13 protein-coding genes are annotated in these 20,418 nt (G+C 71.4%); 9 read left to right on the top strand and 4 right to left on the bottom strand.

Annotated elements, in window-relative coordinates; all coding sequences use genetic code 11:
- Positions 1 to 71 precede the first annotated feature (71 nt).
- Positions 72 to 284 carry a zinc finger domain-containing protein gene (locus ML01_RS17460; RefSeq protein WP_058556686.1) on the top strand — a complete coding sequence of 71 codons (213 nt, stop codon included), beginning with the start codon at positions 72 to 74 and terminating at the stop codon, positions 282 to 284.
- A gap of 101 nt (positions 285 to 385) precedes the next feature.
- Here ML01_RS17460 and ML01_RS17455 read toward each other — a convergent pair whose 3' ends face one another.
- The 4 genes from ML01_RS17455 to ML01_RS17440 all read right to left on the bottom strand — a co-directional run bounded on the left by ML01_RS17455 (position 386) and on the right by ML01_RS17440 (position 7,755).
- The gene (locus tag ML01_RS17455; RefSeq protein ID WP_058556685.1) at positions 386 to 1,018 is read right to left on the bottom strand and encodes an RloB family protein; all 633 of its coding nucleotides are present in this window, start codon (positions 1,016 to 1,018) and stop codon (positions 386 to 388) included.
- Complete coding sequence (locus ML01_RS17450) at positions 1,008 to 2,330, bottom strand: ATP/GTP-binding protein (protein ID WP_058556684.1); 1,323 nt, start codon at positions 2,328 to 2,330, stop codon at positions 1,008 to 1,010. Before ML01_RS17450 ends, ML01_RS17455 begins: the two co-directional genes overlap by 11 nt.
- A 347-nt stretch (positions 2,331 to 2,677) precedes the next feature.
- Entirely contained in the window at positions 2,678 to 4,303 is a 1,626-nt protein-coding gene (locus ML01_RS17445) for an alpha/beta hydrolase (RefSeq protein ID WP_058556683.1), read from the bottom strand.
- A gap of 407 nt (positions 4,304 to 4,710) precedes the next feature.
- Positions 4,711 to 7,755 carry a caspase family protein gene (locus tag ML01_RS17440; RefSeq protein ID WP_162268043.1) on the bottom strand — a complete coding sequence of 1,015 codons (3,045 nt, stop codon included), beginning with the start codon at positions 7,753 to 7,755 and terminating at the stop codon, positions 4,711 to 4,713.
- Between the two features lie 711 nt (positions 7,756 to 8,466).
- Between ML01_RS17440 and tagH the strand changes: the two genes are divergently transcribed.
- The 8 genes from tagH (at position 8,467) to ML01_RS17400 (ending at position 19,751) form a co-directional block, all read left to right on the top strand.
- Entirely contained in the window at positions 8,467 to 10,263 is a 1,797-nt protein-coding gene (tagH, locus tag ML01_RS17435; RefSeq protein WP_058556681.1) for a type VI secretion system-associated FHA domain protein TagH, read from the top strand.
- 109 nt (positions 10,264 to 10,372) lie between these two features.
- A complete protein-coding gene (gene tssJ, locus ML01_RS17430; RefSeq protein ID WP_058556680.1) occupies positions 10,373 to 10,906 on the top strand; it encodes a type VI secretion system lipoprotein TssJ in 534 nt (177 codons plus the stop codon).
- A gap of 19 nt (positions 10,907 to 10,925) precedes the next feature.
- Positions 10,926 to 12,260 (top strand): type VI secretion system baseplate subunit TssK, encoded by a 1,335-nt coding sequence (gene tssK / locus ML01_RS17425; protein ID WP_058556679.1) that lies wholly within the window; start codon positions 10,926 to 10,928, stop codon positions 12,258 to 12,260.
- Positions 12,261 to 12,263: 3 nt separating this feature from the next.
- Positions 12,264 to 13,649, top strand: a complete 1,386-nt coding sequence (icmH, locus tag ML01_RS17420; RefSeq protein ID WP_058556678.1) for a type IVB secretion system protein IcmH/DotU — start codon at positions 12,264 to 12,266, stop codon at positions 13,647 to 13,649.
- Positions 13,646 to 17,275, top strand: a complete 3,630-nt coding sequence (tssM, locus tag ML01_RS17415; RefSeq protein WP_058556677.1) for a type VI secretion system membrane subunit TssM — start codon at positions 13,646 to 13,648, stop codon at positions 17,273 to 17,275. The genes icmH and tssM overlap by 4 nt, the downstream gene beginning before the upstream one ends.
- A complete protein-coding gene (tagF, locus tag ML01_RS17410; protein WP_058556676.1) occupies positions 17,272 to 18,018 on the top strand; it encodes a type VI secretion system-associated protein TagF in 747 nt (248 codons plus the stop codon). Before tssM ends, tagF begins: the two co-directional genes overlap by 4 nt.
- Before the next feature lie 13 nt (positions 18,019 to 18,031).
- Positions 18,032 to 18,811 (top strand): PP2C family serine/threonine-protein phosphatase, encoded by a 780-nt coding sequence (locus ML01_RS17405; RefSeq protein WP_058556675.1) that lies wholly within the window; start codon positions 18,032 to 18,034, stop codon positions 18,809 to 18,811.
- A 115-nt stretch (positions 18,812 to 18,926) separates the two neighbouring features.
- Complete coding sequence (locus tag ML01_RS17400) at positions 18,927 to 19,751, top strand: alpha/beta fold hydrolase (RefSeq protein ID WP_058556674.1); 825 nt, start codon at positions 18,927 to 18,929, stop codon at positions 19,749 to 19,751.
- The last annotated feature ends 667 nt before the right edge of the window (positions 19,752 to 20,418 follow it).

Below are 20,418 nucleotides of genomic sequence, written 5' to 3'. Positions count from 1 at the left end.
GTGCCCGCAGTCCGGGCATCTGGCGCGGGCGAAACCGTAGGCGAGGATGCCGTAGCCAACGGACCTCCGCGGTGCGGGTGCACCCGATCGAGGCCCGCCCCAAGGACTCCATCGATACCGACCTCCCCAGCGTCACCGTGCACGTCGGCGTCAGCGCGCACCCCGAGTGCGTGCGCTGCTGGCTCCACCGACACGATGTCGGCAGCAACGCCGAGCACCCAGATCTGTGCGGGCGCTGCGTCGAGAACGTGGTGGGCCGCGGCGAGACCCGGCGCTTCACTTGATCGCCGGCGCCATGGAAGGCGCTGGATCAAGGATCAATGAGCGCGCGGCTGGATCGTCTCGACCGGACAACGCCCGGAGCCGACCGCGCCAGCACGGGCATCTATCGGGCTTCGCCGCGAATCGAGCCGGTGAGCCGAAACACATCGGTGCTCGGATTGCGTCCGCTCTCCCCTTCCCGTTCCGCATCATCGTGCAGCCGCATTGCGCGATTCTCCGCATCGGCGATGCCGGGCTTCAGCACGTCGAACGGCAGATGCTTGCAATAGCCGGCGATGTGCTCGCGCAATAGACGCTGAACGTCATGCCGCTGTCGCGCACCCGGGTTCTCGCGAAAGTGCAGCAGCAGCCACAGCTCGAAGCAGGGATTGGAGACAGCCAGGGCGATGCCGCGTGATCGGGCCAGTTGCCGGGCCTCGTTCAGATGTGGATGCGCGTCCACGTCGAAGACGCACCAAACCTCGTCGTAGCGGAGAAAGCTGTCGGCTTCCTTGTCGGCGGCGTTGTCGGCCTCTTGCTTGCGCTTCTCGGCGCGCCGGACCAGCGTCAGCGGCACGCCATGCTCGTCGGCGATATCGATCTCCACGGTGTTGTTCCGCGCCCAACGCTCGAAGCCGCGGAAATACTGCGGCTCAGTCACTTCGCCCTCGCAAACCAGCAGGAGCCGACGCTTGGGGTCCTTGCGCGCAGCACGTCGTGCCGGGCGCCGCTGTCGCTCCCGGCGTCTATTCGTCATCGGCAGGCGGCTCGGTGGGTGCGATCAGGTCGCCGAGAAAGGGGATTGCGCCGTAGCGGCCCTGCAAATAGCCGCGCTCCAAATTCTCCGCCGGGCGTGGCTTGTAGTCGGTCAGCGGATAGAGGCAGGTCGCGCCTTCCGCATCCTTTTCGGTCAGCCAGACCTGATCGCGACGCAGGGCCGGCTCGCCGAGCAGGTTGCCGAGCAGGTGGGTGTCGTGGCTGGTGAACAGGATCTGGGCGTTGCGGGGATTGGTGCGAGGGTCGTTGAATTGGCGAACGATCTCGACCGCGAGCGCGGGGTGCATGCCGGATTCGATTTCGTCTACAAGCATCAGGCTTCCCAGCTTGAGTGCACCAAGCAGCCTTGGCCCAAGGCGATAGAGGGTTTGGGTTCCATGTGACTCTTCGTCCAGCGGCAACCAAGCTCCATCATCCTCGCTGCCGTGGCGAAAGAATACGCGGCGTCGTGATACCCCGCGGAATCGCGCGGCAGGCGAGGCGTCGTCTTCCGCCTCCTGCACGCGAAGGTCTTCGATGCCAACGTCGGCGGCACGCAAAAGGCCGAGAAATTCGATGACTTCGGGGTCTGCATCGACAGCATCATCGAACAGCGACAGTTGGTTACCGCCCCGATGCTGGGCCTCCAAGATGCGCTGCATCATTGGGTCATAGAATGCGCTGCGGCCGCCGCGCACGAAGCCATAGCCGCGCCTTGAAGGCATTACTGAGCGAATTCGGCTAAACCAGCTATAGACTTTGCCAAGCTGCGGATGCCGCAGTTGGGCCGCGGACGAAAGGAACAGGGCATTAGCCCGCGTCACCTGCGCAACGGTTCGATTCTCGCCGGTCAGATAGACTCCATACTTGAAGTCCTGACCATCACGCTCGAACCACATTTGCTTACGGGATTCTGGCCAAGCGTAGAGCCACTCCTCCAGAAATTGCTCGTCATCGGCAACAAAGCCGTAGCGGTATCGCACGCCGTCAAAGACAAATGTTGCTTCGTACAGAGAGGGCTCGGTCGCCCTCGCTCCCCAAGCGAATGGGTCTCGGGGGAGCCCGCCTTCCGGAGGCCACGCCCGATGCGAATTCATGACCGCATCGCGCATGAAAACCAACGCGGACAGCACATTGCTCTTGCCGCTCGCATTTGCGCCGTACAGCGCTGCGGCAGGCAATAGCGGCTTCTTGAATCCGGCGACTTGGCGCGGCCTCGAGTCGTCGCCGCCGGCAGGGCCTGCTGCCTCCAGCGTCAACGCCTGCTCGTCGCGGATGGAGCGATGGTTCTCGACTCGGAATTCGATCAGCATCGGCGAGAAATGGCGGTGGGGGAGGTCTTTGAGCAGTCCTGCGCACGAATTTGTCGCAGGATGCCCTCAAACCAGCGATAGTCGGCACTTTAGCAGAGTCGCTGGCGTGCTGGGGCTCGGGGCGAGCGTTCAGCGCCGGGGCGGGCGCGGGCGCGGGGACCTCGGCAGATGCGCTCGGGAGTCGGTCGGGTCACGCTCCAAGACGGCGGCCGCCGCCGGCAGGGGCGAGTTGGGGGCGAGCGCGCGGTGGCAGCGATGGCGATGCCGCGCGGGCGGCGAGGAGCTCTGCGTGTCGGCTGCAAGCCGTCGCCGGAGAATGCGCGCCGGGCGTTGCGCCCGGCGCGGCCTCAGCGCCGCATCCGCCAGAAGCGCTGGCCGCCGTCGTTCGCGGGCGTGAGCCTCATGCGCTGCGCGGGCGGCGTGTCGTGCAGCATCAGGGTGCGGAGGTCGCCGAGCAGCGCGTCGGCCTGCGCGAAATAGCCGTGGCCGAGCACGTCCAGGTTGAAGTCGGGCACGGCGACGGTGTCGATGCCGGGGGCGACGGTGTAGGGCTCGAAGTAGCCGGCGCGCGGGGCGGCATGCAGTACGCGCGACGACAACAGCGCAAGGTCGCCGTCGGAGGCATACAGCGTGGTGCGCGCCGAGTAGGCCGGATACAGCGCCGCGAGGTCCAGGAACAGGTCCCGCCCCAGGTCCGGCGCGGCCAGGAAGATTTGGCCGAATCTCACCTTGCCGCGGGTCTCGGCGTCCGCCGCGATGCGCTGCAAGGCCCGCAGCAGGCCGCGGTTGCCCATGCTGTGGGCCACCAGGTGCACGCGGTCGGCGCCGAGCCGGCTCGCGGCCGTGACCAGGAACTCGGTGATCGCGGCCTCGCTGGCCTCGATCGTGTCCTCGTCGGCGGCATAGCCCGCGAGCTTGCCCTTGGACGGCCAACTGAAGAACGCGGTGGCCCCCGGCACCTTGAGATCGAAGCCGATCTGCGCGGCCTGGATCGCGGCGTCCGCGAAGCTCACGTTGTAGCCGTGCAGGAAGACCAGCGCATGGGACGGCTCGCCGTCGGCCCTGGCCGCCGCCAGGGTCGCCTGGATCTCCGCCAGCCAAGCGGCTTGGTCCTGCGCCGCGACGGCCTGAAGCCGAAGCCGGTCGTCGCGCAGCTCAAAGCGCAGCAGGCGCTGCCAGAGCGGGTTGCCGGTCTCGCCGAAGCGGTGCGCGGCCGGGATGAAGACCTCGGCGCGGCCGTAGGTGATCCGGTCATTGCGCCCGTCGGTGAAGCGGCCCGGGTGCTCGGGGTCCGGCCGGCGGTTGGTGCCGAACCAGACCGGGTAGACGGCATCGTCGTCGGTGGTCTCGTTGACCATCGGCAGCGCCGCGGGCGCCGCCCAGGCCAGGGCCGCGAGCTGGGTGTCGATGGTCATGCGTTGCAGCGGCGCGGCGGTGCGCTCGGCGAGCAGCAGCCGCGCCGCGGCTTGGGTGGGGACTTGGGTCGGCTCCATCACCTGCGCGAGCAGGCCCTTCTCGCCGCCGGCGTCCGGCACGCTGTCGTCCAGCAGCGCGCAGAGCTTGAGGCGGCCTTCGATGGCGTCCGCGATGGCCTGCGCCAACACCTGATCCGGGGCCTGGTCCGGGGCTCGATCCGGGTTCCGGGTGTGGGCCTGACCAAGACCCTCGCCGGTCGGCAGCGCCGGCGCGCCGCTGCCGGTCTTGGCGGTCCCGCCCGCCAGCGCCTGCTGCAGCACGCCGCGGGCCAGGTCCATGTGCGCCTTGGCGGCGGCATAGTGCTGCTCGCCCTGGGCCATGCGATAGGCATCGCCGTGCGCGCGCAGCCGCGCGATGCAGGTCTCGGCCTTCTCGCGCTCGCCGCTCAGTTGCCTGATGGCGTCCTGCCAAGTCTCGATGGGCCGCGGCTCGGCGGCCGCCGCGGCGAGCGGCAGCAGGAGCAGGCCGGTGATTGCGATCAGGATTCCGGTGCGCATTGGATGGGGCTCCGGGAGGGAATGATGGGTCTTTGCGGGGCATCGTCCGCGCTCCGAGCAGCATCGTCCAAGCTCCGAGGGGCAATGATGGGGCTCGGAGGGCCATGATGGGGCTTGATCGTGACGGCGCGCCGGCGCCGTCACGCATCCGCCGGGCGCTCCGGCGCCCGGTCTTTGCGCCAATCCCCGCGGGACGTGCCGCTGGAGCGGCCGGGGACGGGTAAACGACGCTGGAGCGTCGTTACCATCACCAAATCACCAACGGGTAACGACGTTGGAGCGTCGTTACCATCACGGAAGGATGTCCTCGCGACACCGCTCCAGCGGTGTCGCGGCCCTCCCGGCGCTCCGCGCCCCGGCTGCGGAGGATGGGTTTCGCTGCGCTCTACCCATCCTGCAAGCACGGCCTACAGCCCCGCCGCGAATACGGTCCGGGTGAAGCGCATCTCCACCCCAGGCGTCTGCCGGCCGTCGGTGAGCTGGGGCACGCGGCGGGTCAGGTAGCCGGTCAGCTCGTCCATGCTGACGAGGCCGTTCTTGTCGGTGTCGGCGGCGCGGCCCAGGGCCTCCAGCAGGGCCTCGGTGAAGGCGCCGTTGCGCCAGCGTGGGTCTTCGCGGGAGGTCTCCGTGCCGGCGGAGGAGGTCAGCACCGTGACATTGCCCATCGCCAGCGCACCGCGCAGCAGGGCCGCATCGACGCCGAGATCAAGCGCCCCTTCGGTGGCCCCGCCGGAATGGCAGGCGTCCAGCAGCACCAGCACCCGGCCGCGCTCGGCCAGTGCCGCCAGATCGGCCCGCAGGCTTGCCACCTCGATGCCGCTGCGCTTGATGCCGACCTTGTCGGTGGCGTCGGTGTCGTGGGGCAGCAGAAAGAGCCGGCCGTCCACCAGCGCGGCGTGGCCGGAGAAGTGGATCACGGCCAGGTCATCGCGGCCCGGCTGCATCTGCGCCTTCAGGCCGTCCAGCGCGCGCAGCACGCCCGCGCCGGTGGCCTCTTGGTTGCGCAGCAGTTGCGGCTTGACCGCGGCGTACAGTGTGCCCTGGGTGTTGACCAGCGCCGCGGCCAGGTCGTGGGCGTCGTCGTCGGCAAACTCCAGGCGCAGGTGTGCGGCGGTGTCGGCATCGTAGTCGCCGACGCCGATGGCGAGCACATGCAGCCAGGCACCGGGCGCCACATCGCTCGGCAGCCGCCGGGCGATGGCACCGCGGATCTTGGCCAGCTCCGCGAGCCCCAGCGCGGTGACCACGTCCTGCTCCTGCAACACCAGCGGCAGCACCTCCGGGCGGCGCTGCTCCGGGATCTCGGACACCGGGACGGCCTCGGCGAGCCGGTCCCAGCCCCGGTTCACATGCCAGCGCAGCACCCCCTGGGCGCCCGGCGTGGCGGCATAGATGCCCTCCGGCGTCCAGGCGACCCAGTTCCTGCGGTCCGCCATCGGCAACAGGGCCAGCAGCTCCCGGCCGTCGTCCATACGCTGCCAGCGGATGGTGCCGTCGGCATAGGCCGCCACCACCAGCCGGCCGTCGCCGCTGATGTTGACGGCCCAGGCCGCACCGGGCACGGCGCGGCGCCAGAGCGGCACGCCCGCCGCGTCGAAGGCCCGCAGCGACCAGTCGGTGCCGAGCACGAAGCGCTGACCGTCCGGGTGGATGGCCAGGCTGCGGGCGGCCTCGTAGCTCTGAAGCGGCAGCGGCGTGCCGGCCAGCGTCGGGCGCGTGTTGTTGATCCAATCGGCGACGGGCAGGCCGGTCTGGCGCGGGGGCCGGGTGTGCCCGTCGGCCGCCGGCAGCGGGGCCAGCGCCGGTGCCGCCGGGTCGATGAGCCCGGCGAGGTCGAAGCGATGGCGGTCCTCGGTGCCCCATGCCTCGAAGCCGAAGTCCACTTGGGCGCCGTCGGCGGAGACCGCGAGGTTGTGGCGCTGCCCGCGCGGATCGAGCAGCGGCGACGGGCGCACCGCCGGCTCGGCGCCGAGCACGGCCAGGGAGGGATCGGCCGCCGCCACCAGCAGCCCGCCGTCGGCCAGCGGGCACAGCGACATCACGATGGTCAGCGGCCCGCGATGGTGCACGCGCCGCGGGCCGGTGCCGGCGTCGGACCAGGCGAGGATCGGGTTCCGCCCGTCTATGTCGTAGCCCCCCGCCGCGTACAGCGTAGCGCCGTCGCGGGACCAGGCGACGATTGGCAGATTGCCTTTGTCCACGCCGGCCAGCCCGGGCTGGCGCGCCGGCGGCGCCAGCGTCCGCCCGTCCAGCAGCACCACCGCGGGTCTGTCTTCAAAGCCGACCGCCAGCCGGTCGCCGTCCGGGTGGAAGGCGATGAGAGCGGGTCGCTCGCCGGCGGTCATCGGCTGCCGGGCGAAGGGCCGAAGATCGCGGCCAAACCGGGCGTCGTAGAGCCGGACCTGACCGTCGTAGCTGGTGGTCGCGAGCCGGCCGTCCGCGGCGAAGGCGAGGCCATAGACCTGGCCGCCGTATTCGGTATCGCGCGCCGCCTCGGCCCAGTCCAACCGGCGGTCATAGACGCGGATGCCGTTGGCGCCACCGAGCCCGGCCGCCAGCCAGCGGCCGTCCGGCGAGAAGGTGAGGTGGTTGAGGACGCTGGGCAGGCCGTCGATGCGCTTCGCGAGCCGGCCGTCGCGGGTGAAGAGGTAGATCTGTTGTTGTGGATCAGCCTCCGTCCAGCGCGTCCATCCCCCGACCGCGATCAGGTCCCCCTCCGGCGCCATCGCCACCGCGAAGACCTTGCCGACATCACCCGGCCCGGCCGGCAGCCGCCAGGTGGCCAGCGGCTCGGACAGCGGCCCGCCCGGGCCGCCGTCCAGCGCCCAGAGCCGAACGGTCTTGTCCTCGGAGCCGGTCACGGCCAGCCGGCCGGCCGCGTCCACATCGGCGCGCTTGATCGGCGCGGTATGCATGCCGGGGTCGATCACCAGCACCGGCTGGGTGTAGAGCGCGTCGGCATCGGCGGCCGGGTCCGCCTCGGCCACCGCGGCGATGCGCACGCCAATCGGCCCCGGCGCCAGCTCCACCCGGTGGGGCGCGCCGTCGCGCAGCAGCTCCAGCACCACCGGCGTGCCGGCCGGTGCCTGTTGGGTCGCCGAGATCAGCCCGTCGGGGGTGTCGAGCGCCGCGCCGGCATAGCGCAGCAGGATGTCGCCGCGGCGCAGCCCGGCCGCGGCCGCTTGGGTGTCCGGCAGTGCCTCCAGCACCAGCACGCCTTCGGCATCCTTGAACAGCGCGGGCTGCGCCGCCCGCAGCGCGAGCGCCGCGGCCAGCAGCTCGGCATCCGAGGCCGCCGGGGCCGCCGCTGCCTCGGTCGCCGCCTCGGCCGGGTCGCCTGCCGTGTCCGCCGCGGCCAAAGGGCCTGCCGCGAGCGCCACCCAGGCGAGCAGGCCGAGGCCGGCGGCGAGGGCCGCCGCCGGCCTCGGCGCGGGTTGGCTCTGTTGCGTCATCAAGCCGGAATCCGGGCGCATGGCTGTCTCTGCATCCTGTCGGCATCGCAGGTCGCTGTCGACGTGTGCCGGCATGGTAATGCAGCGGGGCCGCCGTGGTTGCGGCCCGTGGCCCGCCGGAGGCGAGGCCCCGCCTGGATCGCCGACTTCAGTCGGCGCCCCGGCCCTCTCGGCGTTCCCGACGAATCCCTGGCCTACCCGCCAGAATGCGACGGCCATTTCGGTGCGAACGCGCGGTGCGTGCCCGGCTAGTGCTTCGTTGCGGAAATCCCGAGACCATTCGATTCCGTGCCTCGGCGGACTGAAGTCCGCCTTCCCCAGGGGCCGACTAAAGTCGGCGTACCCGGGAACGGCATCGCAACTTCCGCAGTGGTGCACTAGTGTTTCGCTGCGGAAGGCCCGAGACCGGTTGCCCTCGTTGTCGTTGTCGTCATCGTGGTCGTTGTCGAGATCTGCGCCAGACGATTACGACAACGACAACGACAACGATCGGACACGGCCTTTTCCAAGCGCTCGCGCCCGCGCCAGGCACGCAGTCTCCCAGCAAGGCGCGGCCGCAGGCGGGTTAGGGCAACTTTGGAATCGCTGGTGTGCTTTGCCTTGCGCGTGCCCTGATGGGGAGTTTCGCTATACTCCGAGGCTTGCCGGACCGCCTCGCGCCGCGGTCAACCCTGGCTCAGGCCGTCACCCGGACACCCAAACCCTGTCGCCATGCATCTCACGCTCGATGTCATCGCCGTCTCCGGCCAGCCGCCACGGGCGCCGCTGTCCCTCACGCTGCCGCTGCACGAGGGCAGCCGCCGGCTCGGGCGCAACCCCGACAACGACTTGGTGCTGGAGGACCCCGATCGCATGGTCTCCGGGCTGCATGCGCAGGTGACGGCGAGTGGCGACGGCTTCGTGCTCACCGATTTCAGCACCAACGGCACCTGCTTGAACGACGCGCCGGACCCGTTGCCCCGCCATCAGCCGACGCCGCTGCAGGACGGCGATCAGCTCCTCATCGGCCCCTACGCCATCGCCGTGCGCATCAGTGCCGAGCCGCCGACGGCGGAGCCCGAACCGGATCTGCCGCCCCCGCTGCCGGGCTTTGGCCCCGCGGACGCGCCGCCCGCCGACGCGCCGGCCACCCCGCCGGGCTGGGGCATCGACTCACCCGGCCAGGCGCCGCTGCTGGAGCCGCAGGCCTTCGACGACGCCCTGCCCGGCCTGACCCAGCCCGGCGCCGAGGCCGATATCCTGGATTTGCTCGGCGGCGGCGACCAGCCGCCCGGCAGTCAGGCGCGCATGGACCGCCTGGAGCGCGCGGCGGACCGCTTCGCCGAGTCGCCCGGCAGCCTCGACGACCTGCTGACCGACCCGGACGCCGGCCGCGGTGCCGCGCCAGTGCCCACGCCGCTAGAGCAGGTCTTTTTCCAGGCCCCGTCGGCGGCGCCCATCCCGGACGACTACGACCTGCTCGCCGACAGCGGCGCCGGCGGCGCGGGTCCGGCAACAGCGCAGCAGTCAACGGCCACGCCGCCGCCGATCAAGGAGCCCGACTGGGCGCCGCCGTTCGCGGCCCCGGGGCCTGAGCCCGACTTCGCCGACGTCGACCCCGCGGCGACAGCGCCGCCCTTCGGTGCCCCGGAGCCGGACTTCGCCGACGTTCACCCCTCGGCGACAGCGCCGCCCTTCGGTGCCCTGGAGCCAGACTTCGCCGACTTCGACCCCTTTGCAACGGCGCCGCCCATGGCACCCGCGCCGCGGCCCGCGCCGGCGACAGAGCCACCGACCGCGCCGGTCGCGCCGCCGACAGCGCCGGAGCCGCCGCCTGAGCCACCCCCCGAGGCCGCGCCGCCGGCACGCCCGGCACCCCGCCCCGAGCCCGGGCGCCGCGCCCCACCACCACCGGCCGCGGCGGCCGAGCGCGCGGCGCTACAGGCCTTCCTCGCCGGGCTTGGCGCCGGCGACGCGGCGCAGATCCAGGACCCAGACGCGCTGCTGCGCAGCGCCGGCGCCCTGCTGCGCAGCATGGTGGCCGGGCTCAGCACAACGCTCCTCGCCCGCACCCAATTCAAGAGCGAGATGCGCTTGGGCGTGACCACCATCCGCGCCGCCGAGAACAACCCGCTCAAGTTCTCGGTGACGGTCGAGGACGCGCTGGAGCGCCTCCTGCTCCGAGAGACGCCCGGCTTCCTACCGGCGCAGGAGGCCGTCAAGCAGGGCTTCGAGGACATCCAGGCGCACGAGATGGCCATGATCGCCGGACTGCGCTCGGCGCTCGACGAGCTGCTGGGCCGCTTCGCGCCGCAGGCGCTGGAGGCGGAGCTCACCGACAAGGGCCTGGAGAAGCTCGTGCCCATGATGCGTAAGGCGCGTTGCTGGGATCTGCTCGGCGAGCGCCACGCCAAGATCGCCGCCGCCGCGTCCGAGGACTTCATGACCGTCTTCGGCGCGGCCTTCTCCCGCGCCTACGACGAGCAGACAGCGCTGCTGGCGCGCGCCCGCCGCGAGCGCGAGCGTTGACGGCGCAACCCGCCACGTCGCGCCGCCGGTCTGCCCCGCGCCGCGCTGCCGTACCGCCATTGCCCGCATCTGCCCAGTTTCCGCACCGCCCCCGAAGAAGGATCGACACATGACGCAGCCACCGAGCCCGACCCGACCCACCCCTGCGCGGCGGCACTTCCTCCGCGCGGCCTGCGCCGCCGCCTGCGGCGTGGCGCTCGCCGCAGCCGGCTGCGGCGGCAAGCCGCCGAAGATCGAGATCCCGGCGGCACCGCCGCCACCACCGCCGAAGCCGCCGGCAAAGCTCGGCGTAACCGTCAAGAGCGCCGGCAACGCCAACGGCAGCCTGCCTATCGTGGTTCGCGTGTACGAGCTCAAGGCCAGCGGCGGCTTCAGCGGCGCGGATTTCTTCTCGCTCTACGAGAACGACGCCGCCGTGCTCGCCGACGCCCTGGTGGCGCGCGAGCAGATGACGCTCGCGCCCGGGCAGTCCCACAGCATCAACAAGCAATTGAGCCCCGATGCCCGCTACATCGGCGTCATGGGCGCCTTCCGCGACATCGACAACGCCCAATGGCGGCGCGTGGTGCCGCTGGCGGCGGACACGGACAACCAGGTGTCCGTGACCATCGGCGCGAACGACATCCGCATCGAAACCCTCTGACAGCGGGGATTACAGGCCCATGGCATTGGACAACCGCGTGCTCTGGTCGGAGGGGATGTTCCTGCAGCCCCAGCACTTCCAGCAGCACGACCGCTGGATCGAGGCACAGATCCACGCGCAGACCGCGCTGCGGGCCGCCTTCCCCTGGGGCCTGCGGCGACTCACCCTGGACCGCGAATTGCTGGATCTCGGCAAGTTCGCCATCACCGACTGCGCCGGCATCCTGCCCGACGGCACCGCCTTCGACTGCCCGGCCTCGGACCCGCTGCCGGAGGCGCTGGACCTGGTGGAGGACGACTCCGGCCAGCTCATTTATCTGGCGCTGCCGCTCGCCCGCCCAGGCGCGGTGCAGAGCGGCGGCGCCGACAGCACCGATGCCGCGCTGCGCTATCGGGCCGGCGAAGAGACCATCCGCGACAACACCGACGGCGGCGGCCTCGAGGCGCTGATGAACGTCGGCCGCCTGGAGCTACGCCTCAGCCGCGAGCGCGACGTGCGCGACGGCTTTGCCTGCTGCGGCATCGCCCGCGTGCAGGACTGTCGCGCGGACCGCAAGGTGACGCTGGACCAGCGCTACATCCCGCCGGTGCTCGACATCGCGGCCTCGGACCTGCTGCGGGACTTCATCGAGGAGCTGCACGGCCTGCTGCATCGCCAGGGCGAGGCGCGCGCGGCGCGGGTGCGCGGCGTCGGCCGCGGCGGCGTGTCCGACTGGGCGGATTTCCTGCTGCTGCAGCTCATCAATCGCGCCGAGCCCGTCATCGTGCACTGGACCCGCATCCAGGGCCTGCACCCGGAGCTGTTGTACCGCGCCCTGGCGTCGCTGGCCGGGGAGCTAGCCACCTTTTCCGCCGATGCCAAGCGCGCGCCGGAATTCCCGCCCTACCGCCACGACGACCTGCAGGCGAGCTTTCTGCCCATCATCGAGCGGCTGCGGGATTATCTCAGCCGCGAGACCGTCGAGCGCGCGGTGGCCATCCCGATCCAGGAGCGCAAGTACGGCTTTCGCATCGCGCTGGTGTCGGACCCGTCGCTGTTCGCGAGCGCGCGCTTCGTGCTCGCCGGCCAAGCGCAGGTGGCCTCCCAGGTGCTGCGCAACCGCTTTCCGACCCAGGTCAAGATCGGCCCCATCGACAAGATCCAGGAGCTGGTCAAGCTCGCGCTGCAGGGTGTGGCCTTGCGCCCGCTGCCGACACCACCGCTGGAGATTCCGTACCACGCGGGTTTCGACTACTTCGAGCTCGACCGCGGCAGTGATCTGTGGCGACAGACCGCCACCGGCGGCGGCTTCGGGCTGCACGTGGGCGGTGACTTTCCGGGGCTCCAACTGGAGCTCTGGGCCATTCGGGAATAGGCCGTGACCGACGAAGACAACCCCTTTCTGACGCAGAACGACCCGGGCGCAACCGTCATCCGGCCGACGCCGGGGCAACGCCGGGCGGCTCCGGCCCGGCCCGCGCAGCCCGCGCAGCAGACAGCGCCGGCCGGGCCGACCATGCCGCCCCCCGGTGCCGCGCCGCTCACGGCCCTGCCCGGCGCGCTCGCCGACAACCCGCTGGTGGCCTGTGCGACGGGGCTCTTCACCGTCGCGGGGCAACTGCGCGGCAGCGCGAGCCATCCGGACCCGAACGGCCTGCTGGAGCGGCTCATCGGCCAAGTGCGCGGGTTCGAGCAGTGCGCCCGCAGCCGGGGCCTGGCAGATCAGGTGGTGCTGCCTGCCCGCTACATGCTGTGCGCGCTGCTGGACGAGTCGGTGCTCGACACCCCCTGGGGCAGCCAGAGCATCTGGGCCTCGCGCGGGCTCCTGGTCAGCTTCCACCGCGAGACCTGGGGCGGCGAGAAGTTCTACGGCGCGCTGGATAAGCTGCTGGCCTACCCGGCCGGCAACCTGCACCTCCTGGAGCTCATGTATCTGTGCCTGGCCATGGGCTTCGAGGGCAAGTACCGCATCCGCGACGGCGGGCGCGAGCAACTGGAGCAGATCCGCGAGCACCTCTACCAGACCATCCGCGCCCAGCGCCAGGACCCGGAGCCCGAGCTCTCGCCGCACTGGCGCGGCGTCACGGCGCTGCGCGACCCCCTGCTGGACCAACTGCCGCTGTGGGTATTCGCGGGGCTTGCGGGGCTGTTGCTCCTCGGGCTGTTCGCGTTCTACACCTTTGCGCTGAGCCGCAACTCCGAGCCCGTGTTCCTGTCGTTGGCGGCGCTCGATCAGCGCCTGACGCCGATGCCGAAGCGCAGCGTCGAGCCGATCCTCCGCCCGCCGCCGGAGCCGCCGCCGGCGGATGCCCCACCGCCGCCGCCGACGCTGACGGAGCTGTTGGCCGCCGACATCTCGGCCGGGCGCCTCAGCGTCGAGGACCGCCCACGCGGCGAGACGGTGCTGCTCGGCGGCAGCGCGATGTTCGCGTCCGCCTCCGATCAGCTCATGCCGGACTTCGTCGTGCTGGTGCGCCGCGTCGGCGACGCGCTGAACCGCATCCCGGGGCCCGTGCTCGTCACCGGCCATTCCGACAGCGCGCCGATCCGCACGCTGCGCTTCCCGGACAACTTTGCGCTGTCGCAGGCGCGGGCCGAGTCCGTCACCAAGCTCTTGGCGGAGGTCGCGGGCGACGCGGGACGCTTCACCACCGAAGGCGTCGCCGCCACGGAGCCGCTGGTGCCCGAGAACCCACGCGACGCCCGCAACCGGCGCGTCGAGATCATGCTCCTCGACGCCGGCAGGGGGCGCGCACGGCCATGAAGGGTTGGTTCGCATTCCTCGGCAAAGGCTGGTTCCTGTCGCTGGTCGGCGTCACCGCACTGGCGCTCCTGATCTGGTTCGTCGGCCCGCTGATCGGCATCGCCGGCAGCGTGCCGCTCGGCTCCGTCTCCGTGCGGTTCGTCGTCATCGGCGTGCTGCTCGCGCTCTGGGCCATCGTGCAGATCGTGTCGCTGCTGCGTGCCCGCGCGCGCAACCGCAAACTCGTCGATCAGCTCGCTGGCGACGGCGAGGCGGGCATCGACGCCGCCGGGGCGGCCTCGGCGGAAGAGCTCGCGACCATGCGCAAGCGCTTCCAGGACGCGCTCGCGGTGCTCAAGCGCGGCGACATGCGCCGACGCCTAGGCGGCCAGTGGCTGTATCAGTTGCCCTGGTACCTGATCATCGGCCCGCCCGGCTGCGGCAAGACCACGGCGCTGGTCAACTCGGGGCTGCGGTTCCCGCTCGCGGACCAGTTCGGCAAGAACGCCATCGAGGGCACCGGCGGCACCCGCAACTGCGACTGGTGGTTCACCGACGAGGCCGTGCTGCTCGACACCGCCGGGCGCTACACCACGCAGGATAGCTACGCCGAGGTGGACAGCGCCGCCTGGGGCGGCTTCCTCGGCATGCTCAAGAAATACCGCCCGCGCCGGCCCATCAACGGCGTGCTGGTGGCCTTGAGCCTGGCGGACCTGATCCAGCAGTCGGATGCCGAGCGCGACGCGCATGCGCGGGCCGTGCGTGCTCGGGTGCAGGAGCTCTACACGGAGCTGAATCTGCGCTGCCCCATCTACGTGCTGTTCACGAAGGGGGACCTGATCGCGGGCTTCACCGAGTTCTTCGCCGACATGGGCCAGGAGGAGCGCCATCAGGTCTGGGGCTTCACGCTGCCCTTCGACCCCGCCGACGACGCCAAGGAGCCGCTGGCCGGGCTCAGCGCCGAGTACCGCGCGCTGGTGGAGCGCCTGGACCAGCGCCTGCTCGGGCGCATGCAGCAGGAGCGCGACCTCGGCAAGCGGCGCCTGGTGTTCAGCTTTCCGCGCCAGTTCGCGCTGCTGGAGGAGCGCATCGAGCACTTCCTCGCCGACGCGCTGGCGCCGAGCCGCTTCGACCGCAAGCCCCTGGTGCGCGGCGTCTACTTCACCAGCGCGACGCAGATGGGCACACCCATCGACCGCGTGCTCGGCGCCATCGCGGCCAACTTCGGCGTCGGCGGCACGGGTCCGCGGCCCTTCCAAGGCAGCGCCAAGAGCTTCTTCGTCACCCGCCTGCTGCGCGACGTGGTGTTCGCGGAGGCCGCGGTCGCCGGGCTCGACCCAAGGCTGCAGCGCCGCCGGCTGTGGTTGCGGCGCTCGGCCTTCGCGGGCCTGGCACTGGTGACGCTGCTCGGCCTCGGCGCCTGGACCGTCAGTTGGAGCACCAATCGCGCCTACATCGCCGACGTCGACGACAGCCTGCTCGTCATTGACCGGCAGATCGACGCCCTGTCGCCGAACGACCGCGACCCGCTCGATGTGCTGCCGCTCCTGGATGCGGTGCGCGACATCCCGCGCGGCTACGGCGAGCGCGACGCGCCGGTGCCCGTGTCGATGGGGCTCGGGCTCTACCAGGGCGACAAGCTCGGCTCCCAGGCCAACCGCGCCTACCGGCGGATGCTGCACAAGGTGCTCCTGCCGCGCGTAATCTTGCGGCTGGAGGACCAGATACGCGCCGGTGGAGGGGACCCGGAGTCCCTCTACGAGGTACTTCGCGTATACCTGATGCTGGGCGAGCCCGAGCGCTATGTGCCCGAGGACGTGCGCGCCTGGGTCACCGCGGACTGGCTGGAGCAGTTGCCGCGCGAGACCACCAGCGCGCAGCGCGAGGCCCTCGCCGGTCATCTGCAGGCGCTGCTCGCGGCGCCGCCGGTGCCGCTGCCGCTGGCGCTCGACGGCGCGCTCATCGAGCAGGCCCGCGACATCCTGAACAAGGGCTCCCTGTCGGATCGCATCTACGAGCGCCTCAAGTACCGGGGCTTCGGCGAGGACCTGCCGGACTTCAACATCCCCGACGCCGCCGGCGACCAGGCCTCCTTGGTGCTCACCCGCCCGAGCGGCCTGTCCATCGGCACGGGCATCCCGGCGCTCTACACCTACGCGGGCTATCACCGCGACTTCGACGCCACCGTGGCAGAGCTGATCGAGGACGCGGCGGCGTCCGGCTGGATCCTCGGCCCCCAGGCCGACGTGGCACCGGACAGCGCCGAGGCGGACGCGCTGCTGGAGCGGGTGCGCGAGCGCTACCTGGTGGACTACGCCGAGCAGTGGACCGCGCTGCTGGAGGACATCGACGTCGTCTCCGCCCGCGACATCCAGCACGCGGCCAGCGTTGCCCGGGTGCTCGCCGAGCCCAAGGGCTCGCCGCTGCGGCGGTTGCTGACGGCCGCCGCCGACCAGACCGAGCTGGATCGCTTTCCAGAGGCGTCTGCGGACGCGACGGCGGCGAGCACCGACGGCAGCGGCAGCAGCGGCAGCAGCGTCGCCGACACGGCCCGGGCGCTGGCCACCGAGGCGCTGGACCGACGCATGAGCTACGCGGGGCAGCGGCTGCGCCAAGCCGCCGTCGACGATGCCCGCCGCGACGGCGCCGACGGCGAGCTGCCGGAGACCTATGTCAGCGACCGCTTCCGCTGGCTCCGCGACCTGGTGCGCGCCGAGGCCGGCCAGCAGCCGCCCATCGAGCGCGTGCAGCAGCAGCTCGGCCAGTTGCAGACGCGCCTGGAGGCCATCGACAGCGCCCTGCGCAGCGGCCAGGGCATCCTCGCCGCGGGCGAGGGCTCGCAACTGCAAGACCTCCAGCAGGCGGCCACGCAGATGCCGCCGGTGCTCGCGAAGGTGGTCGGCGGCCTGGCGCAGGACAGCGCCACGCTCATCGCCGGCGGCCAGCGCGCCGAGATCAACAAGCGCTGGAACGCGGACATACTGCCCTTCTGCCGCCCGGCCATCGGCGAGCGCTACCCGTTCAACCGCGGCAGCAATCGCGACACCACGCTGCACGACTTCGGCCGGCTGTTCGGGCCGGAGGGCCTGCTCGACGGTTTCTTCAAGACCCAGCTCGCCCCGTTCGTGGATACTTCAGGTGCCAAGTGGCGCTGGAATGCCGCCGGCGCCGGCATCGGCATCCCGGACAGCGTGTTGACGGAGCTCCAGCGCGCGGCGCAGATCCGCGAGGCCTTCTTCGCCGACGGCGGCAAGGCCCCCGGCGCCGCCTTTACGCTGACCGCGGACAGCATGGACCCCAAGGCGCTGCGCTTCGCGCTCGACATCGGCGGCCAGGTGCTGACCTACGAGCACGGGCCGCCGAAACCGCAGAACCTGCAGTGGCCGTCGCCGGAGGGCGTCGGGCGCGCCCGCATCGCCTTCACCGGCGTCGGCGGCAACGAGGTCGGCGAGACCAAGAACGGTGCCTGGGCCTGGTTTCGGCTGCTCGACGGCGCCGAGCTCAGCGCCACCGGCCAAGAGGAGCTGTACCGGCTCAGGTTCAAGCAGGGCGGCATGTGGGCCCGGCTGGAGCTGCGCGCCGCGAGCGTGAGGAATCCCTTCCGACTCGACGCACTGCGAAGCTTCCGCTGCCCGGAACGCCTATGACCCCCGACAACGCGACACAGATCGGACGCCCCGGCGAGGCCGCCGCCGGCTTCTTCGGCAAGCTGCCGACGCTCGGCGACTTCGTCGCGCGTAGGCTGCCGGCGCAGTTCGTGCAGCCGTGGGATCACTGGCTCACGCAAGGCCTTGCCGAGAGCCGCGCCAGGCTCGGCGACGATTGGCTCGATACCTATCTGGTGAGCCCGCTATGGCGCTTCGTGCTCGCCCCGGGCATCGCCGGGCGCATGGCCTGGGCTGGCGTCATGATGCCGAGCGTGGATCGGGTCGGGCGCTACTTTCCGCTGACCCTGGCCCGCAGCGCGCCGGCGCACGCGGACTGCTTCGCGCTGCTGGGGGCGACGGACTGGTTCGGGCAGTTGGAGGCGCTCGCGCTGTCCACGCTCGCCGACGGCTTCGACCTCAACGCCTTCGACACCGGCCTGCTGCAACTGCCGGCGCCGCCGGTGCGGCTGGTGGAGCACGCCGCCGTCGGCGCCGATACCGGCCGGCCGGACGCCTGGGAGCTCGGGGTTGCCGACGACGCGCTCGACGGCGCCTGCTCGCGGCTGCTGCACCGGGCGCTGGAGGACGTGTTCTTGTCCTACAGCCTGTGGTGGAGCACGGGCTCCGAGCAGGTGTCGAGCAGCCTCCTCACCTGCCAGGGGCTGCCGGCACCGGAGGCCTATGTCGCCATGCTCGGCGGCCACTGGGAGGCCGGCGGCTGGACCCGGCTGGGTGCGGTGTGACGGGCGCGGCCGGATGATCCTCTCGGGCAGATTCGGCGGCGGCAACCGCGGCGGCGCTCGCCCCGGCGGCGAGCCGGGCGGCGCGCCGCGCTGGACCTCCGCCGGCGCCACGGATCAGGGCCGCGTACGCAGCATCAACCAGGACGCCTTCCTGGACCGCCCCGCGCTCGGCCTCTGGGTGGTCGCCGACGGCATGGGCGGGCACACCGACGGCGCGCATGCGAGCCGCGCCATCGTCGACGCGCTGGCGGCGCTGCCGCACGCGCCGCTGCTCGGGCGGCGCGCCCGCGCCATCATCGGCACGCTGCGCCGTGTGAACGACGAGCTGCTGGAGCATGCCGCCGCCATGCAGGCGGACCTGATCGGCAGCACCGTCGCGGCGTTGGTGGCCGTGCGCGAGCACGCTGCCGTGCTCTGGACCGGCGACAGCCGAGTCTACCGGCTGCGCGCCGGCCAGCTCACCTGCCTCACCACGGACCACAGCCAGGTGCAGATGCTGATCGACGAGGGGCTCCTAGCCCCCGAGCTCGCCGAGAGCCACCCGGCCGCCAACGTGCTGCTGCGCGCCGTCGGCAGCGAGGCGGACCTCAAGGTGGACTACGGCCTGCTGCGCCTGCAACCGGGCGATCGCTACCTGCTCTGCAGCGACGGGCTCTACCGCGAGCTGACGCCCGAGGCCATGGCCACCGTGCTCGGCAGCGCCGAGCCCGCCCGCAGCGCACCGGAGCTGGTGCGCCAGGCCTGCGCGCATGGCGGGCGGGACAACGTGACCGCCGTGGTCGTAGGGCTCTGAGCGCTGCGGAGCGCCCCGGTCGCCGGCGACGGAACCCGATGTTGTGCCGCAGGTGAATCAAGGGCCAAGGGCCGAGGGCCGAGGAGGGCTCCCTCGGCCTTGCCCAAGCCGGCTTGTGTCTCCTGCTCACCGCCGCCTCCCCGCCCTCGCCCTCGCCCTCCTGCTGTTCGGCTGCGCCTCGCCGCCGCCGGAGCCTGATGCCCTCGCGGCAACCGGCGGGCTCACCGCCGGCTGGGTGGACGGCCAGGCCTTTCGCCATCGCACTTATCGCAACGCCGCGGCCGACGACGCGCGTCTGCCGCTGCACGTCTACCTGGAAGGCGACGGCCTGCCCTTTCGCACGCCGACACGGATCAGCGCCGACCCGACCCCGCGCAACCCGCTGGCGCTGCGGCTCATGCTCCGCGACCCAGCGCCCGCCGTTTATGTCAGCCGCCCCTGCTACCACGGCGAGGCGGCGGCCCCCGGCTGCTCGCCCAGGCTCTGGACCACCGGCCGCTATGGCGAGCCCGTGGTGGCGAGCATGGCCGCCGCACTGCGCCGGCTCGCGGGGCCGGAGCGCCCGCTGGTGCTGATCGGCTACAGCGGCGGCGGCGTGCTCGCAATGCTGCTCGCCGCGCGACTCGATAACGTCGAGCGCGTCGTCACCGTCGCCGCGAACCTGGACCTGGCGCGCTGGACCACGCTCCACGGCCACACCCCGCTCAGTGCATCACTCGACCCGGCGAGCGCCCCGCCGCTGCCCGCGCACATCGCACAACTGCACCTAGCCGGCGGCGACGACCGCCAGGTACCGCCGTGGATCTCGGCACCCGTGGCGGCACAGCAGCCAGGCGCCGAGCACCGCGTGCTGCGCGGCTTCGATCATCGCTGCTGCTGGGAGGGCGCTTGGCCGGCGCTGATGGACCGCAAGGTGCACCCTGCCAAGCTTGGCCGATGACCGCAGCGTTGCCCGTCCGTGCCGAGGAGATTCGCGACGATGGCTCCATCGTCGAGATTGTTATCTGGGAACTACCGGAGCCCTTGCCGCCATGCCGTCACCGGTTCAAGTATCGGCTGTTCGGCCTTGATCATCACTCCGACCAGCGCGCGGGGGCTGCTACGGAGCGCGGCGGCTGTAGGGCCGAGGGCCGAGGATGGCTCCCTCGGCCCGCGGCCCTCGGCCCTTCCCCCAGGTGTCGTCGTACACTTGACTCATCTGCAAACTCTCAGACTGAGGTATGCCCGACAAGCGGGCTCGAGACCGCGCCGGCGCCGACTGGATAGGGGTAGGGGAGGCTTGCGCCTCCCCTCCCTCCGAACCGTGCGTGCGGTTCTCCCGCACACGGCTCTCCGGTCGGTTGGTTCCTCATCGGGATTGGCGCGCCCGGGCATGGGCTGCGGTCATGGTGAACAGCCCGTGGTGAGCGAAGAAGGCATTCGGCCAGCGCCGATACTTGCCTCCTTTGACCCCGAAGACCCAAGGCCGCCAACATCCGCTCGCTCCACACCGATGGCTCCACCCACGTCCACGTCTGTGGATCATGAGGATCGTATGCTTGTTTAGCCGTCTCCGGCACTGACGCACTCGGCATCTCGCCTCCATCTTCATGGCATTCACGGATCAA

Source organism: Thiohalocapsa sp. ML1 (genome assembly GCF_001469165.1).
GTDB lineage: Bacteria > Pseudomonadota > Gammaproteobacteria > Chromatiales > Chromatiaceae > Thiohalocapsa.
This window is presented reverse-complemented; position numbering and strand designations above follow the sequence as displayed.